This is a genomic window from Corallococcus sp. CA049B (assembly GCF_003611685.1).
In the GTDB taxonomy this organism is placed as follows: Bacteria; Myxococcota; Myxococcia; order Myxococcales; family Myxococcaceae; genus Corallococcus; species Corallococcus coralloides.
Map to the genome: position 1 here is coordinate 22,050 of NZ_RAWC01000005.1, position 16,631 is coordinate 38,680.

At 72.4% G+C, this 16,631-nt stretch carries 13 protein-coding genes; 12 read left to right on the forward strand and 1 reads right to left on the reverse strand.

What is annotated here, in order from left to right:
* Positions 1-164: 164 nt before the first annotated feature.
* On the reverse strand, positions 165-539 hold the full coding sequence (locus tag D7W82_RS01965) for a DUF1622 domain-containing protein (RefSeq protein ID WP_120616692.1): 375 nt from the start codon (positions 537-539) through the stop codon (positions 165-167).
* 271 nt (positions 540-810) lie between these two features.
* Here D7W82_RS01965 and D7W82_RS01970 point away from each other — a divergent pair, with 271 nt between their 5' ends.
* From D7W82_RS01970 to D7W82_RS02025, 12 genes are read left to right on the forward strand one after another with little or no spacing between them, the layout of a single operon-like run.
* Positions 811-2,769, forward strand: coding sequence for a hypothetical protein (locus tag D7W82_RS01970; protein WP_120616693.1), 1,959 nt, complete (start codon positions 811-813; stop codon positions 2,767-2,769).
* Between the two features lie 16 nt (positions 2,770-2,785).
* Entirely contained in the window at positions 2,786-5,107 is a 2,322-nt protein-coding gene (locus D7W82_RS01975) for a phage tail sheath subtilisin-like domain-containing protein (protein ID WP_158617559.1), read from the forward strand.
* Complete coding sequence (locus tag D7W82_RS01980; RefSeq protein ID WP_120616695.1) at positions 5,107-5,670, forward strand: phage tail protein; 564 nt, start codon at positions 5,107-5,109, stop codon at positions 5,668-5,670. Before D7W82_RS01975 ends, D7W82_RS01980 begins: the two co-directional genes overlap by 1 nt.
* 25 nt (positions 5,671-5,695) lie before the next feature.
* Positions 5,696-6,187, forward strand: coding sequence for a phage tail protein (locus D7W82_RS01985; RefSeq protein WP_120565674.1), 492 nt, complete (start codon positions 5,696-5,698; stop codon positions 6,185-6,187).
* Position 6,188: 1 nt separating this feature from the next.
* Entirely contained in the window at positions 6,189-7,064 is an 876-nt protein-coding gene (locus D7W82_RS01990; RefSeq protein WP_120616696.1) for a hypothetical protein, read from the forward strand.
* Between the two features lie 18 nt (positions 7,065-7,082).
* Positions 7,083-7,295: a hypothetical protein gene (locus D7W82_RS01995; protein ID WP_120574499.1), complete on the forward strand. Its 213-nt coding sequence runs from the start codon at positions 7,083-7,085 to the stop codon at positions 7,293-7,295.
* Positions 7,292-8,020 carry a hypothetical protein gene (locus D7W82_RS02000; protein WP_120616697.1) on the forward strand — a complete coding sequence of 243 codons (729 nt, stop codon included), beginning with the start codon at positions 7,292-7,294 and terminating at the stop codon, positions 8,018-8,020. Before D7W82_RS01995 ends, D7W82_RS02000 begins: the two co-directional genes overlap by 4 nt.
* Before the next feature lie 10 nt (positions 8,021-8,030).
* Complete coding sequence (locus D7W82_RS02005; protein WP_120616698.1) at positions 8,031-8,309, forward strand: LysM domain-containing protein; 279 nt, start codon at positions 8,031-8,033, stop codon at positions 8,307-8,309.
* Positions 8,309-9,496, forward strand: coding sequence for a phage late control D family protein (locus D7W82_RS02010; RefSeq protein WP_120616699.1), 1,188 nt, complete (start codon positions 8,309-8,311; stop codon positions 9,494-9,496). Before D7W82_RS02005 ends, D7W82_RS02010 begins: the two co-directional genes overlap by 1 nt.
* On the forward strand, positions 9,496-9,870 hold the full coding sequence (locus D7W82_RS02015) for a GPW/gp25 family protein (protein WP_120616700.1): 375 nt from the start codon (positions 9,496-9,498) through the stop codon (positions 9,868-9,870). Before D7W82_RS02010 ends, D7W82_RS02015 begins: the two co-directional genes overlap by 1 nt.
* The gene (locus D7W82_RS40365; protein WP_158617560.1) at positions 9,867-13,634 is read left to right on the forward strand and encodes a baseplate J/gp47 family protein; all 3,768 of its coding nucleotides are present in this window, start codon (positions 9,867-9,869) and stop codon (positions 13,632-13,634) included. Before D7W82_RS02015 ends, D7W82_RS40365 begins: the two co-directional genes overlap by 4 nt.
* Positions 13,631-16,129: a hypothetical protein gene (locus D7W82_RS02025; RefSeq protein ID WP_120616701.1), complete on the forward strand. Its 2,499-nt coding sequence runs from the start codon at positions 13,631-13,633 to the stop codon at positions 16,127-16,129. Before D7W82_RS40365 ends, D7W82_RS02025 begins: the two co-directional genes overlap by 4 nt.
* The last annotated feature ends 502 nt before the right edge of the window (positions 16,130-16,631 follow it).

Genomic DNA, 16,631 nt, shown 5'->3' on the forward strand with positions numbered 1-16,631 from the left:
GCCGCTTCCCACCATGGGAGTGGCCTGAACTGGAGGGTGTGCATCCTCGACCCCGGTGGGCAACGCGCGCCGGCCTGGAGGCGCGGCTGCCGCCTGGCCGGCACCCAATGACAGACAGTCAGGGGGCCGGGCCCTGCCCTCCCCGCGCGTGCCGTCCCGCCGGGTCAGGCACGCGGAGGACCGGGCCCATCCCCGTCAGCTGGCTTGGATTGCCAGGGCCAGCGCCTGTCGATCTCCACCTCCAGTGTGAAGCTGAGGAAGGTCCGGATGAGGACGATGAGGCCCAGGACGATCACCTGCCGCAGCGTGGGCGCCCCCGCGACCGTGCGGATGATGTCCGCCGCCACGAGCAGCTCCAGTCCCAGCAGGATGGCGCGGCCCAGGTAGTGGCGAAGCTGGCGGTATGCCTCCGCCCGCCGTGACCCCCGTACGTCCCGGAGGACGAGCCCCACGGACACCACCGTGCCCACCACCATCACACCCACGCCCGAGGCGTCGAACAATTGGGCGGCCAGGGCCACCAGCTCCTCGAATCGCATGCGCCGCTCCCCCTCCGGCAAAGGTGGTTTGCGACGCAGCGGACAACCACCACGATCCACCCTCCCCTCGGGGTGGGAGGCCCGTCAGAATAGACACACAAAACATCAAATCAATACATGCGTGCAGTGTTGACGCCGGCCGGGGTCCTGATTCATTGTCGCCGCCCTTCGCGTGTCACAGCGGGAGAGGGCGTTTCTGCGGGGTGCCGGGGGGTGCCGTGACGCAGCAGTTTGAAGCCAGACATGATGTTGCCCTGGGGGGTCGCTTCGCGTGATTCGCGAGATCCTCAGCGGACTGCTATGGCAGGGCCGGGTGGCCTTGCGCAGCGGCGACGCGCGCGTCTTCGCCGCGCATGGCTACGTGGATGAAGGCTACCGGCCTTCGCGTGTGCCATTCCTCTCCGTCGTCGGTCCGCTGGGCCTGTTCCCCGAACCCGAGCGTGAGAACGGCCGCACGGGCGTCGCCACCTTCCGCGTGCCGGGCCACCTCGTCGGCAGGCCTCGTGCTTCCGGGGACAGCGTGCCCCCCAATGGCTCGCTCAGGCTGCGCCTGGATGGCCGCGCCACCGTCACCCTCACGGGCCTGCCGGGCGGCTCGTTCGCCGATACCGCGACGGGTCCCGCGCTCGCCGCCGCCATCAACGCGCGGCTGGCGGACGCGCTCACCGGTGGACTCTTCCAGGAGCCCACGGGCGTGCCGCTCACGGACCCGTTGCTGCTGGAGGCGCTCGCCGCCGTCATCGCTCGCTGGGACGTGGAGGGGGGCCGGCTCGCGCTCAGCTCCGACGAGGGCATCCCCTCCATGGAGTTCCGCTCCAGCGTGGAGGTGCTGCCCGTCACCGGCGGCGTCGAAGGAGCCCTGGGCCTGGAGCCTCCGGAGCGTTCCCAAGAGGGCCGGGTGTTCCTCAGCAAGATCCGCGCGCCCAAGGCCATGGCCATCGACGTGCAGGTGGACCTGTGGGCGGGCTCTCAGGTGGACCTGGCGTGCATCATGGACACGGTGGCGCTCGCCATCCCCACGCGCGGGCAGATGGTGCTGCGCCCGTCGCTCTTGGCCGAGGACGTGCCAGAAGGCGCCACGACGGTCCGCCTGCTGACGCGCGGTGAGCCCACCACGGTCCTGTCCCTGGTGCACCTGGAGGCCAGCGACCAGAACCTGGAGCGCGCGCGCGGCGGACGCGTGGACCTGACGCCCGGCGCGTCCTTCCTGCCCGGCACCGACGGCCTGCGCCTGTCCGGCGCCGGCACCGCCTCCGTCCTCGTCCATCCCATGCCCGCCGTGCCCGACCCCTTCCACGCCGACAATCCGGCCCCGGACGGGCTGTCGCTGTCGCTGGGGCTGCGCGTCGCCGCTGGCGCCGTGGAAGCGCAGACGCTGCCGGTGGCCGTGCTGATGGCGCAGGGGCAGCCGGTGCTGCGGCTCATCGTCCGCTACGAGCAGGCGGGCACCCGGCTCATGGGCGAGCTGGTGGCCACCGCGACGCTGGCGCAGGCCACCGGGACGCAGGTCGCGGAGACGCGCTGGCGGCTTCCGGTGGAGCAGCTGGAGGCCGGCGTGGCGCTGCACGCGCGGCTGGAGGCGGGGGAGGGCGTGGTGTGGCTGTCGGCGGACGGAGTGCCGCAGCCGCTCCAGGACGCGGAGGCCACGCCCGCGCCGCCCATCGCCGCGCCGGGCGTCACCGTCGCCGCGAGCGACATGGTGCTCACGCTGGGGGCGCAGGCGGGCACGCCGCTGGACTTCACGGTGGACCACGTGCACCTGGTGGCGGAGCCGGTGGGGCCGTTGGATCCAGCGCTGCGCCGCTCCGTCACCGCGGCCTCGCGCCTCAAGCCCGGCGACGTGGTGGTGCTGGGCTCGAGCGAGGACGGCTACCGCGTGGGCAAGCAGCGCTTCCAGGCGCTGGTGCTGGGGCTGGACGGCGACCGCGTGACGCTCAGCCGCCCCGTGGAGGGCGCCTGGGCCCGGGGCCGCACGCTCGTGTTCCAGGAGGAGTGCTTCTTCTTCCAGACGCAGCTGCGCCGCCGCGATGACCTCTTGAACCACCTGTACCGCTGCTGCGTGGACTACCGGGTCTCCGCGCTGATGGACGAGCCGGACGCGCGCAGCACCGCCCGCCTCGTCGAGAAGCCCGTGCTGGACCTCATCGCGCGCGGCGCGGCGCGAGGCGCCAGCGGCCATCCGGGGACGTCCGTCACCGAAGTCGATACCGCCAGGCGCGGGACCATCTGAAACCAGGAGGATGAACGTGGCTGAGCGACTGCATCCGGGCGTCTATGTCGAGGAGATCAGCGCCGGGGCGCGCCCCATCGAAGGGGTGGGCACGTCCACGGCGGCGTTCGTCGGGCGCACGGCGCGAGGCATCCCGGCCCTGGCCTCGTTCGTCACCGGCTTCGCCGAGTACGAGCGGGCCTTTGGCGGCCACGAGCCCGGAGAGGCGGGCCTGGTCGCGCAGGCGGTGGAGGCCTTCTTCGATTCGGGCGGGCGGCGCGCCTACGTCGTGCGCGTGCTGCCCTCCGACGCGGTGGGCGGCGTGTCCGCGCCGCTGGCCTCTCGCGCGAGCGGCGGCCTCAACGCCCTCACGTTCCTGGCGCGGGGCGCGGGCGAGTGGTCCGACTCCCTCCGCGTCAACGTGAGCGACTCCATCAACTTCCCCAGCGAGGCGTTCCGCGTGGAGGTGAATTGGACGGAGGCCGGGTCCACGCGCCGCCTGGAGACGTTCGAGGACGTGCGCATGGACCCGTCCAGCGAGGACTATGTCGGCGACCGCATCAACGACATCTCCCGCTACCTGCGCGTGCGCGACGAGTTCCAGGTGGCGCTGGCCGCGCGGGCGCCCGGCGCGGTGCTCGTCCCGGGCGTGCCTCCCCGGCTCAAGGCCGCGGTGCTGGCCAGCACGAAGTACAGCCTCTATGACGGCGGCAAGCTCCAGGTCTCCACCTGGGACGAGTCCCAGCCGGACCTGCCCCGCACGGTGCTGGACGTCCCCATCACCCAGGCCCTGGTGGTGGCCGCCGTGCCGGGCGCCGCGTTCGTCAACGGCCGCGTGCAGCTGACCGCCACGGAGCTCAAGGCCTTCCTCACCCAGGCCGTCACCGCCGCGAACCTCACCAGCACCTTCGTCATCAGCGGCACGGACTCGCCGGAGATTTCGCTGAAGGTGGCCACCGGGCCCACGCTCACCATCCCCAAGCCCACGGGCGCCACGTACGACCTGGACCCGGAGGACGCGAAGGTCACCGTGGGCTCACCGGGCGCGACCACGGTGGTGCCCATCCCCATCCTGGCGGCGAACGCCGGTGCGGTGACGCCCGCGGAGCTGAACCACTCGCTGAGCGTGGCGCTGGCCGGCAAGGTCGCGTCGGTGGTGACGGACGCGCAGGGCAACACCGTCATCACGGGCCTGCCCACGGCGGCGGGCACCTCCACGCTGTCGCTCTCCGCCACCGGCTTCACCGGCACCGCCGCCGCTGGAACGGCGGGCATGGGCGCGGAGTCCTTCGACGGGCTCCAGCTCTCCATCAGCGAAACGCTCCAGCCCACGGTGCCCACCATGCTCCGGCAGCTGGGCTTCGCGCCGCGCGCCCGGGGCTACTCGGACGACTCGCCCGCGAACCCCGTCGTGCGTCCGGCGGCGGCGACGAACCTGCGGCTGTTGGGCGGTGACGACGGCGCGGGGCTCCTGGACACGTCCGACTTCGCGGGCGACCCGAAGCTGCGCACGGGCCTGCACGCGCTGGACACGGAGGACGTCAACATCGTGGCGCTGCCGGGCAAGAACGAGGTGTCGTTCATCGCCGCGGGCATCGCGTACTGCGACAACCGGGGCGACTGCTTCTTCCTCGCGGACGGCCCCGGCGGCGTGGACAAGGACTTCGCGGTGGTGCCGGACGACGCGAAGCAGTTCGTGGAAGGGCTGCCTTCGCGCTCGAAGAACTCGGCCATGTTCTACCCGTGGATCCGCGTGGCGGATCCCGTGGGCGTGGGCCGCAACCCCACGCGGCTGGTGCCGCCGTCCGGCCACGTGGCGGGCCTCTTCGCGCGCACGGACACCACGCGCGGCGTGTGGAAGGCGCCCGCCGGCATCGAGGCGTCCCTCGCCAACGCGCTGGGCCTCCAGTACCCCGTCATCGACGCGGAGCAGGACCAGCTCAACCCGGCGTCCCTCAACTGCCTGCGCCAGTTCCCCGGCGTGGGGCTGGTGTCGTGGGGCTCGCGCACGCTGTCGCCGGATCCGGAGTGGCGCTACATCCCGGTGCGCCGCACCGCGCTCTTCCTCAAGGAGTCCCTGCGGCGCGGCCTGATGTGGGCGGTGTTCGAGCCCAATGACGAAGAGCTGTGGGGCCGCATCCGCGTCGCCATCGAGTCCTTCATGCTGGGGCTCTTCCGGCAGGGCGCGTTCCAGGGCAGCACGCCCGAGGAGGCCTTCAGCGTCGTCTGCGACCGGAGCACGAACCCGCAGGAGAACGTGGACGCGGGCATCGTCACCGCGCAGGTGGCGTTCGCGCCGCTGAAGCCCGCGGAGTTCGTGGTCATCGAAATCAGCCAGAAGAGCCTGCTGGCGGCCTGATGCCCACGCCCGTCCCCGCCAACGCCCGCAACCCGCTGCGGACCTTCCAGTTCCGGCTCCGGATGAGCACGTCCGCGGCCGGCGACTACGTGGCGGGAGTGCGCACCGTGTCCGGCCTGTCCGTCAGCGTGGGCGCCCATGAGACGTGGGAGGGCGGCAACAACCTGCACCGCTACGCGCAGCCCCACAAGGTGAACTGGGAGCCGCTCGTGCTGGAGCAGGGGCTGGCGCTGGACGACACGCTGGAGCGCTGGGCGCGCGCGGTGCTGGAGTTCGCGCGCACCGGCAAGGCGCCGGGCGAGCCGGTGAAGCGCGACCTCTTCCTCGACGTGTGGGACGCCTGGGCGCACCCCACGGACGTGCCTCCGCCCGGAGGCATGGAGGCGCGCATCCGCAGCTTCCACGTGCACAACGCGTGGGTGAGCAAGCTCCACGCCCTGCCCAAGCTGGACGCCATGGCGGGCGAGGTGGCGCTCCTGTCGCTGGAGCTCACCCACGAGGGCTGGGAGCCGGTGCCCCGGCCCGTGCTGTCCCTGCCCGCGACGAGCGTCCCGACGCCCTGACGTCCCCCTTTCGAGGAGTGAAGCCATGCCCCGATTCGTCGAATCCACGAAGCGCGACCCGTACCGCAACTTCAACTTCCGCGTGCTCTTCAACAACATCGAGGTGGCCGCGTGCCGGAAGATCTCCGGCCTCACCGGCACCGTGGAGGTGGTGAAGTTCCGCTCCGGCAACAGCCCGTCCTCCGTGGACGAGCTGTCCCCGGGCCGCGTGCACTACGAGCCCCTCACGCTGGAGGCGGGCCTCACGCAGGACACGACGTTCCGGGACTGGGCCACCCAGCTCATCCGCCACGAGGCCACGCCCGGCTTCCGCGCGGCGGAGCCGGACTTCCGGCGCACCGTGGAGATTCTGGTCTTCGACCTGGACTTCAACCGCGCGGTGAAGAAGTTCGTGCTGCGCAACGCGTGGGTCTCGAAGTTCACCGCGATGTCGGAGCTGGCCGCGGAGGCGAACGAGATCATCATCGAGCAGCTGGAGGTCCAGCACGAGGGCTTCACGCTGGAGCCGGTGGTCTGACGTGCTCCTGGAACCTCCCATCCCGGTGTTGCTGCCGCACGGCCTCTTCGACGAGGACGGCCGCTGTCACCGCCAGGGCGAGCTGCGCCCGCTCACCGGCCGCGAGGAGTGGGCGCTGGCCCAGGCCGGCGAGCGTCCCGGCCCGCGCGCGGTGAGCGGGTGGCTGGCGGCGTGCCTGGGGCGGTTGGGGGACTACCCGCGCGTGGACGCGGAGCTGGCGGCCTGCCTCACGCGCGGAGACCGGCACCACCTGGCGCTGCACCTGCGGGCCCGGATGTACGGGGACCGCGTGTCGCTGGTGGCGCGCTGCCCCGCGCCCGGATGCGAGGCGATGGCGGACGTGGACGTGCGGCTCTCCGCGCTCGCGCCGGAGCGGGTGGACGCGGCGCCAGAGGTGCTCACCGTGGCGCTGCCGGAGGGACGGGCGGAGGTGCGCGAGCCCACGGGCGAGGACGACGCGCTGCTCTCGGAAGCACAGGGCACTCGCGCGGAGCGGTCCGCGCTCCTGTGGTCGCGGTTGGTGGTGGTGGACGGGCAGGCGCTGACGCCCTCCTCGTGGCTGGCGCTGCCCGCGCGGTCCCGGCACTCGGTGGCGCTGGCGTTGGCGGACGGCACGAGCGCGCCGGACCTGGGGCTCCTGGCGCGCTGTCCGAAGTGCTCCGCGTGGTTGGAGCTGGAGCTGGATCCGTTCGCGCTGCTGGCGCGTGAGCTGCGAGGTGGGGCGGCGCGGCTGGAGACGGAGGTGCACGTGCTGGCCTTCCACTACCACTGGTCGGAGGCGGACATCCTGGCCCTGCCGCGCGCCCGGCGGTGGCGCTACCTGGAGCTGCTTCGCAACGAGCTGGAAGGCCGTCCGCGGGTGGATGGCTGGAGCTGACGAGAGGACGGACACGCCATGGCCCCACCCCCGGTGCAAGGACAGGTCGGACTCACCCGGCGCGAGCTGGAGCGTGAGCTCGCGTGGATGCTGCGCAGCGTGCCGGACAACCCGAAGGAGTTCGTGAAGCTGTTCACCCAGACGGTGGTGGCGCTGATGGACAAGAACAACGAAGCCATTGCCCGGAGCCTCGCCCAGCGCGAGCCGCCTGGCGCCCGGGGCAACGGATGACGCGCAACCTGGACCCGACGCTCATCGCGTTCGATCAGCAGCTCCAGAAGGGCATGCTGGTGACGCTGCCGACGTCGTCGGATGACAAGAAGACCGACCCGGGCGTGCGGGCGCTGCGCTTCCAGTACAACCCGGAGACGGTGACGCGCACGCGCGCGGGCCAGTGGGAGACGAAGCCCGGCAAGACGCCCGAGCAGACCAAGGTCCTCACCGACGGTCAGCGCGGCGGCGGCCTGCACGCCAAGAGCGAGACGATTGCGTTGAAGCTTGTCTTCGACGTGACGGAGGCGCTGCTGCGGGACACCCAGGGCGAGGGCACCCAGGGCGTGCTGCCGGAGCTGGCCATGCTGGAGAGCATGGCGCTGGGCAAGGACCAGACGGGCGAGGAGGAGAAGAAGCCCGCGACGAAGCTCGTCTCGCTCAACCCCACGGAGCTGCTCTTGATGCTGGGGCCGCGCACCTTCCCGGTGGTCATCACCGGGATGACCATCGTGGAGCAGCGCTTCGATCCGGCGCTGTTTCCGCTGCGCGCGGAGGTGGACCTGCGCATGCGCATCCTGGAGGTGGGGGAGAACGCGGCGAACAACAAGGTGGCCCAGGCGTTCGCGAACCTGCGCGACCAGCGCCTGCGGATGGAGGACCTGGCGGCGGTGAAGGGCGCGGACGCGAGCACCCTCATCGCGCAGGCCCTGGCGCCGCAGGTGAAGCTCGACGGAGCGAGCTGAAGAGACGGCCATGAGCGACCCTTCCTCGCGACACAAGGACCTGCCGACGTACGCGGTGCCGCTGGGGCCGGAGGGCGCCACGGTGGCGCTGTACGTGCCCCGCGTGGCGCCGCGCGTGCCCACGTCGCTGTTGCACAAGGTGGTGGCGGGGGACCGGTTGGACCTGCTCGCGCAGCGCTACTTCAGCGACCCGTACCAGGCGTGGCGCATCGTGGACGCCAACCCCACCTTCGAGCCCGAGGCGCTCCTGGAGCCGGGCACCGTGCTGTTCATCCCGGAGAAGCCCTGATGGCGGAGCAGCGCGCGGCGTTCCTCCAGCTGTGGATTGACGGGCAGCCCATGACGGACGCCCGTGGCCGGGTGTCGCGCCTGGAGGTGGACGAGCGCACCGACGACGCGTCGTCCTTCCACCTGTCCCTGGACATGGCGCCCACGGACTCGGGGGACTGGGACGCGCTGGCGGACGGGCGCTTCGCGCTGCTCAAGCGCGTCACCATCAGCTTCGGGCTGGGCGCTCCGGACAGCGACGCGCCGGACGTGCAGGACGTGGTGTTCGACGGCTACATCACCGCGGTGGAGCCGTACTTCGGCCCCTCGCGCGTGCCGGACTCGTCGCTGGAGGTGTACGGGCTGGACGCGTCGTGCCTGATGCACCTGGAGGAGCGCACGCGCTCGTTCAGCGGCCTGTCGGACGCGGGCATCGTGCGGCAGGTGTACGGGGAATATGGCTTCGCGCTGGACGTGCAGGAGACGGCGCCCGTGCGCGACCCGGCGCGGGCGGTGGTGCTCCAGCGCGGCACGGACGCGTCGCTCCTGCGGTGGCTCGCTCGGCGCAACGGCTTTGAGGCCTTCGTGGAGCGCAAGCAGGGGCCGGTGGGCGCGGGCGCCAACGCGGCGCCGGAGAGCGTGGGCCACTTCCACCTGCCCCGGCCGGACGGCCCGAGGCAGCCGGACCTGTCGCTCCTTCCCCGCTCCACGCCGACCGTCATCGAGCTCAAGGGGCGCTGGGAGAGCCACCGCCCCACGGAGCTGCACGGCGAGCACATCGACGAGCGCACGCGGCGGATCCGCTCCGCGACGGTGACGGCTCCGCGCTTCCCTCGCATGGGGCCCACGAGCCGCGCGGACATCCTGAAGGCGCGCATGGCGGCGGTGCTGCCCAAGCGGCCCCAGACGAAGGCGGTGGGCCTGCAGTACGTGGACGTGCCGCACGACGTGCCGGAGGTGGAGAACCTGGCCTGGTCGGACTACCGCGAGGCGGACTGGCTCGCGGAGGCGAACGGCACGGTGCAGGGCCTGCGCTACGAGCGCATCCTCCGCGCCCGGCGTCCGGTGGGGCTCGTGGGGGCGGGCAAGCTGATGGATGGCACCTGGTACGTGCGCGGCGCGCGGCACCGCTGGGTGTGGGCGGAGGCGCTGGCCCGCTACGAGGTGGACGTGGACCTGGCGCGCGACGCGCTCAACGGGGTGGCGTGATGGGACGCGGCCTGCACTTCCCGTTTCAGTTGGGGGACCTGGGCACGCCGCGCACCGTGGGGCCCGCGCAGGTCATCCGTCAGCAGCTGGAGCAGCTGCTCTTCACGCTGCCCGGGGAGCGGGTGAACCGGCCGCGCTTCGGGTGCGGCGTGCAGCGGATGGTGTTCGGCGCCGCGAGCCCGGAGGCCGCCGCCACGGCCGAGTACGTCATCCGCCTCAACGTGCAGGAGTTCATGCGCGACCAGGTGCGCCTGGACGCGGTGAAGGTGAGCGCCGAGGACGCGACGCTCTACGTGGACATCCTCTACACGCTGCTGGCGACGGGCGAGGAGCACGCGGAGCTGTTCCGCAGGGAGCTGGAGGCGCCGCCGTGAGCGCGCGGGTCCTGACCTTGCCGCTGGAGGCTTCGCTTGCGGAGGCGCAGGCCGCGTTGCAGACCACGCCGCCGGGCGAGGTGGAGTGGGTGCTGCCCGTGGGCGAGGGCGTGCTCTCCACGGACTTCGTCATCGGCACGCCCGCGCACGCGCTGCGGCTCACGGGCGGCCCGGGCGTGACGCTGAAGCTCGACGGCGGGACGCTCGAGGTCACGGGGCTCGTCACGGGACTGTCGGGCGTGACGGTGGTGGCGGTGGACGCCGGGCTGGTCCTCCTGGGCGCGCGGGTGGAGGTGTCGGACGTCACGGTGAGCGCCACGGCGTCGGGGGACTGCACGGCGGTGAGCGTGGAGACGCCGGACGGCACGGTGGTCATCGACTCGCTCACGGTGACGCAGGCGAAGGGGGAGGTGGCGACAGGGCTCCGGCTGCTGGCGACGGAGGCGCGGGTGACGGGCCTGTCCGTGGACGGCGTGAGGGCCACGGTGGGGGAGGCCTTCGGCGTGCGGGCCGTCTGCCAGCGGTCGCAGTGGGCGGACGTGTCCGTGCGCGACGTCACGGGGATGGAGGCGGGCGTGGGCCTGGAGCTGGCGGGCTTCACCCGCGCGGACCTGTCCGGGCTCACGGTGTCGCAGGTCTCCGGGCCGAACGCGACCGGCGCCCGGGTGCTCGTGGCCCGGGAGGAGGGCGAGGGACTGTCCATGGTGGACGTGTCCGTGAGCGATGTGAACGCGTTCGGCGTGCAGTGGAGCATCGGGCTCGTGGCGGCTTCGGTGGGCGCGCTTCAGGTGCGTGGCTTCACCGTGCAGCGGGTGCAGGGGTCGTTCCTCATGGGTCTGCTCGCGCTGGGCGGGCGGAGCATCGAAGTGGCCATGGGCCAGGTGGAGGATGTCACCGCCGGAGCGCGCGCCACGGGCATGCGCGTGCTGGGGGGACCTTCACTGGAGCCGGTGGTGGTTCGCGACGTGGAGGTGAGCCGTGTTTCGGCGGCGCCTGTGCCGGTGTCCGCGCAGCCCGCCGCGGCGTGGTCGGACTGGCTCACCGTCGCGTTGGAGGCACTGGCTGCTTCGGTCGTGGGGCCGCTGACCCTGCCTGGGTTTCCCATGGATGCGGACGTCGTGGGGCTGCACGTGGCCGCGCCGCTGGGCGGCCTGGAGCCGGTGCTGGACGTGGGCACGCCGGGGGAGATCGCCGTCGAGGACTGCTCCCTCTTCGTCATCACCGGCACCGCGTTGCAGCTGGAGGGCGGGCTGCGCACGGCGCTGGTGCGGCGCACCGAGGCCTGGACGTCGGTGCACGCGGGCTGGCTCCAGGCGGAGCAGCTGCTGCTCGCGCAGCTCACGTGGCACCGGCATGCGCACGGGCTGCGGCTGGGGCCCGGGGAGGTTCGCGCCTACGACTCGCTCTTCACGGCCATCGTGGGCGCGCCCTTGGTGCTGGATCCGGACGCGGAGCTGTCCGCGGCTCCCGCGCTGTTCGCGCAGGGCGCGGCCCCTCCGTTCCTGGAGGTGGGACCGCTGCCGTACCGGGTGCCAGGGACTCCGGAGGTTCCTCCGGTGTTGCTCACCGGCGGCCTGCCGCCTCCAGAGACGGTGGACCTGCGGCTGGTGCCGGACGCGGCCATCTCGCGCGCGGCCGTGCCGGTTCCGGGCGATGGGCCTCGCGACCCTGCGCCATTCATTGGCGCGTGGGCTCCGGACGTGGTGCCGGGCTGTGACGTGCGGGATCCTCAGCCTCGTCCGTGGCTCGCGGCTCCGGAGCGGCCGGCTTTGGGAGCGCTGGTGGACTACCAGGCGCGCGACGCGCAGTCGCTGCTGGCGGTGATGCTGGAGCGGGCCCGCACGGTGATGGCGCCGTGGGAGGACCGGGGGCCCGCGGACTTCACGACCATGTTGCTGGAGGCCGTGGCCGCGCAGCTGGACTCGCTGGCGTACCAACAGGAGCGCGCGGTGGTGGAGGGCTTCCTGGAGGACGCCCGGTTGCGGCGCTCCGTGGAGGACCATGCTCGCGGACTGGATTGCGAGCCGGATCCGGGGCTCTCCGCCACGGTGATGCTGCGGTTCCGGTTGGATCCGGACGTGCTCGCGGCGCTGGTGGAGGCGCGGCTGGAGGAGCTGGACCTGACGGTGCTTCCGCCCGGCACCACCGCGCTGGAGTTCCTCACCGGGGGCGGTGTGCTGGAGCTTCCCGCCGAAACGCTGGTGGCGAATGTCTCCACGGACGAGCACTCACTGGTGTTCGTCACCGAGTCGCCCCTGTCGTACTTCCCACGGCTGGAGGCCGTGACGCTCGCGGAGTCCGTGCAACCGGGGGACACGGGGGCCACGCTCGCGGGGCTGTATCCGGAGCTGGAGCCCGGCCGGTGGTTGATCCTCTACCGGGGCCGCGGTGAGGACGGACACGTCGTGCGAGTGACGTCCGTGGCGCTCGCCACCGATACGACCTTCGTCGGGTGGGACCCGCGCAGGTTCGCGCCGGAGGTGTTCCTGGCGCCCGGAGATCCCGCGCCCGGGCCTCGTGCGGCGGTGCTGGGCAACGTGGTGCCCGCGCATCACGGGCTGCCGGTGACGCCGCTTCCAGAGGGCTTCGAGTCGGACTCGGCGGAGCCCTTCGCGCGCAGCCTCGCGCAGTGGCGCGCGTTGCTGTCCCCGGTCGTGGACGGCAGCGAGGAGCGCGAGTTCACCCTGCCGTTCCATCCGGTCAGCGTCCAGGCCTCCGGGTTTCCACTGCCGGGAGAGACGTCGCGGCGCGGGACGCCCCAGCTCCAGGTGAGCGTGGAGGACGACCCATGGACGTTGGTGGACGACCTGTCCATCCAGGGGCCGGGGGATGAGGTGTTCGTGCTGCGCGCGACCCCCACGGGTGGCGCCAGCCTGCGCTGGGGCGATGGCGTCAACGGCGCGGCGCTGCCGCCCCGGGAGACGGCGCTGGGGCTGTCGCTGCGCGTTGGGCTGGGGACGGTGGCCAACGTGGGGGAGGGCGTGCTCACGCGGTTGCTCCAGGTGCCGTTGGATCCGCAGCGCTCCGCGTCCGCGGGCGAGCTGCTGGCCCAATCGATGGACGACCTGCGCGCGTTGGTGCGCGTGGACAATCCGCTGCCCGCGGTGGGGGGACGCGACGCGGAGTCGCTCGATTCCATTCGCTACCGGGCACCGGCGGGTGTGTCGCAGCCGCTGTCCGCCGTCACGGTCGACGACTACGTGCGGATGCTCCAGCAGATGCCGGAGGTGGCGGGGGCCTCGGCGCGCGCCGTGGACCGGGACCTGCGCACGGTCATCCGCGTGACGGTGTTGCTGCGCGACGAGGACACGCTCGACCGCGACGAGCTGCTTCGCCGGTGGGCCGGGGTGCGCAGCCGGCTGGAGGAGATCCGCCTGCTGGGTGTGGACGTGGAAGCGCTTCCGCCCAGATGGGTGCCGCTCGACCTGGACCTGGAGGTGGACGCCGCGCCGCATGCGCAGGCCGACCCGCTGCGCGACGCGGTGGTGGGCGCCATCGCAGGGGACGGCGGCCTGTTGGATCCGGACCGCTCCGGCCTGAACGGCGACGTGCAGCTCGCGGACCTGTACCAGGCGGTGCTGCGCGTCCCGGGCGTGACGGCGGTGCGGGTGAAGCGCTTCCGCCGGCTGGAGCCCCACGCGCAGGAGCGGCTGGAGGCGGGCGTCATTCCCATTGGACCGGACGAGGTGGCCACCGCTCGGGGTGGTTACTGGCCAGGTTCGGAAGGCGTCCTCACCGTGCGGGTGTGCGGAGGGCTGCGATGAGCCGCGTTCCCTCCACGCACCAGGCGCTGACGCATGATCAGCTCCGCACCCGGCTGGGCGAGTCGGCGCGCATCGCCTTCACCCGGCTGGACGAGGCGCCCACGTGGAACCCGCTCGCGTACGCGGCGCCGTCCTCGGTGGACCTGGGGCGGGGCCTGCTAGACAGCGTGGCGCTCGCGCTGCACGTGCTGTGGACGTATCAGCAGGCGTGGGCGGAGGAGGGCTTCCTCGCCACCGCGCGGCTGGAGGACTCCGTCTCCAAGCTGCTCGGGCACATCGGTTATCGGCCGAGCCCGGGCACCGCGGCGGTGGGGCTCCAGCACTTCCGCTGCAAGGCGAACGTGCGCGGCACGATTTCGGCGGGAACAGCGGTGAACTCGGCGGCGGAGGGGGAAGAGGCCGCCGCGGTGTTCGAGACGCTCGCGCCGCTGCGCCTGCTGCCGGAACTCAACGAGCTGCGCGCGTTCCTGCCTCCTCCGGTTGGAGCGGGGACAGGCGCTGGAGCCGGGACGGCGACGGGCACGGGAACAGGTGGAGGAACGGGGACAGGTGCGCCTTCCGGCGTGGCGGGTGAGCCGGGGGCTCCAGCGCCCACGGGCGGAATCTTCGGGCCGGGCTCGGTGGTCGCGGGGCTCCAGGATCGTATCGAGGTGCAGCGCCATGGGCCGCTGGAGGAACGGCAGGTGGCTCGCGCGAAGCAGGATGCTCGCAAGCTGGCGTCGTTGATGAAGACGCTGGACCTGGGCGGAGATGCCGCGTGCAAGAGCACGCTGGACGCGCTCTGCGAACAGCTGTGCGAGGCCCAGAAGGTCGTGGCGCAGGCAGTGCCTCCGCCCGGCCGTCCCGTTGGCGCGTTGTCCGAGTCGCAGGAGATCCTCGCCCGCCAGCTGCGCAACTTGCAGAAGCGGCAGGCGGACGCCCTGGCCGCGCTGGAGGAGGCGCTGGCCCCGTGCGCGGACGAGGACCCGGCCCTGCACGCGGTCCGGTTGGACAAGATGGTCACGTTCCTGGATGCCTTCGTGAACAGCCTCATCCAGGAGGCGCGGGATCAGCTGGTCATCCTCAAGGGCAGCGAGGCGCTGAACCGGGCGGACCAGGCCTTCGGCGCGGAGGCGGGCGTGGCCCGGCCGCTGGGCGTGGCGGCCTCCGGAACGGACAGCCTCTATCTGCCGCCGCTGACAGATGCCTCCGGGCTCACGTCGCAGGAACCGCCGGTGCGGCCAGGAGATTGGTTCGTGCTGGCCGAGGACATGGAGCGTCTGGGCCCCGGCGGAGCGAAGGGCACGGAGCGGCTCTACCGGGAAGCGCTGCGGGTGCTGCGCGTCCGCACGGAGGTCCCGCCCGGTCAGCGCACGCCGATGACGCAGGTGACGTTCCAGCCGCCGCTGTCGCGAGCGTATGCGTTGGACCGGGTGGTGCTGCTGGGCAACATCACGCTCGTCAGCGAGGGCTCCACGGTGGAGGAGGTCGCCGTGCCCGCGCTGGATCTGCGCACGGTGCCGCTGCTGCATGGGCCGGTGACCTGGCTGCGCGACCCGAGCCACGCGGGAGGCCGCCGGCCGGAGGTGTCCCTGACGGTGGGGGGACGCGCGTGGCATCTGGTGGACTCGCTGTTGGACGCCGCGCCGGATGAGCTGGCCTTCGCGGTGGAACCGCTACCGGCCGGGGCCGCGAGGCTTCGTTTCGGGGAAGGGGAGCACGGTTCGGCGTTGCCCCTGGGCGCGGAGGTGCGGGTCCGCTACCGCGTGGGCAGAGGGACGGGCGGCAACCGGGCCGCGCTGCGGCTGCTGGCGATGGCGAGCCCGAACCCGTGCGTGGAGAAGACGTTCAACCCGTTGCCTCTGGCTGGAGGAACGGATCCGGAGGCGCCGGAGCTGGCGCGCGTCAGAGGGCCCGCGACGGTGGGTGCGATGGACCGCGCCGTGTCGCTCTCGGACGTGCTGGCGCTGACGTTGGTGTTCGACGGCGTGCACCGCGCGAACGTGTTCCGGGACGGCGTGCGCCGCCGTTCGTTGAAGGTGGTGGTGTCCGGGCCGGAGGGAGCGGCCCTGGGCGCATCCGACCTGGAAGCGCTCCACGCGCACCTGGCGGCACGGGTGGCGCCGAAGGTGGAGCTGTACCTGATCAACCGGCAGCGCGTGGAGGTGCGGCTGCGGGTGCTGCTGCGCGTGGTGAAGGGCGCGGATCCGGTCGCGGTGCTCCAGGAGACGCGCCTGCGGCTGGGCGTGGACCGCGACCCGGAGCGAGAGCTCGGTCTGTTGGATCCGGATCGCGTGGAGCTGGGACAGGACCTGCAGCTGTCGGACGTGTACGGCGCGCTCGCGGGGATCTCGGGCCTGCGCTCGGTGGTCGTGCAGCGGCTGCACCGCGAAGGCACACCGCCAGCACTCTTCGAGCGCATCGTCACCGCGCCCGGCGAGCTGCTCGCATGGGCTCCGCCGTCCGGAGAAAGCGACGGCGTAGCGCTCACGTACGAGGAGGCCCAGGACCTATGAGCCCCGCCTCGATGCGCCTGAACAAGCGCTGCCTCACGCCCCGGGACACGGACTCCGTCCCCGTGGGTGAGAAAGTAAGACTCCTGGCAGGCCCCCCTGCCGACGCCGCCCCTCACGAACCTGTCGGACAGTCGGACAGGTTTGGACGCGCGCAGCGGAGTTCCTCAACCCAGAGGGGGCGCTATCGCAAGGCCTGGGACCCGGATTCAATCTCAGGGGATGAGGGGGTGAGAACCTCGTGGGGGCGCCCTGGTGGCCGCGAACTGGCCGAACCTGTCCGACTGTCCGACAGGTTGGGAGGACCTCGGGGGGGACCTCCGCTCCTGCCGGGCCGCGGAAACCTGTCCGACAGTCGGACAGGTTTTGAGCGCTCCGGGCGGGAGGGGGGCCGCATTGAGATTCGAGGGCCTGACGCGGGACGCCATGCCGGGGATGCCGCGCGGAGCTGTCCGACAGGAAGTTCGGGGCCTCTGAGCCACCACTCGCCGTGGTGGGCCGACGG

What these genes read in the sequence shown, in the direction of transcription:
- D7W82_RS01965 (WP_120616692.1), bottom strand. Translation starts at nt 539, where the DNA reads ATGCGATTCGAGGAGCTGGTGGCCCTGGCCGCCCAATTGTTCGACGCC.
- D7W82_RS01980 (WP_120616695.1), top strand. Translation starts at nt 5,107, where the DNA reads ATGCCCACGCCCGTCCCCGCCAACGCCCGCAACCCGCTGCGGACCTTC.
- D7W82_RS01985 (WP_120565674.1), top strand. Translation starts at nt 5,696, where the DNA reads ATGCCCCGATTCGTCGAATCCACGAAGCGCGACCCGTACCGCAACTTC.
- D7W82_RS01995 (WP_120574499.1), top strand. Translation starts at nt 7,083, where the DNA reads ATGGCCCCACCCCCGGTGCAAGGACAGGTCGGACTCACCCGGCGCGAG.
- D7W82_RS02000 (WP_120616697.1), top strand. Translation starts at nt 7,292, where the DNA reads ATGACGCGCAACCTGGACCCGACGCTCATCGCGTTCGATCAGCAGCTC.
- D7W82_RS02005 (WP_120616698.1), top strand. Translation starts at nt 8,031, where the DNA reads ATGAGCGACCCTTCCTCGCGACACAAGGACCTGCCGACGTACGCGGTG.
- D7W82_RS02010 (WP_120616699.1), top strand. Translation starts at nt 8,309, where the DNA reads ATGGCGGAGCAGCGCGCGGCGTTCCTCCAGCTGTGGATTGACGGGCAG.
- D7W82_RS02015 (WP_120616700.1), top strand. Translation starts at nt 9,496, where the DNA reads ATGGGACGCGGCCTGCACTTCCCGTTTCAGTTGGGGGACCTGGGCACG.
- D7W82_RS02025 (WP_120616701.1), top strand. Translation starts at nt 13,631, where the DNA reads ATGAGCCGCGTTCCCTCCACGCACCAGGCGCTGACGCATGATCAGCTC.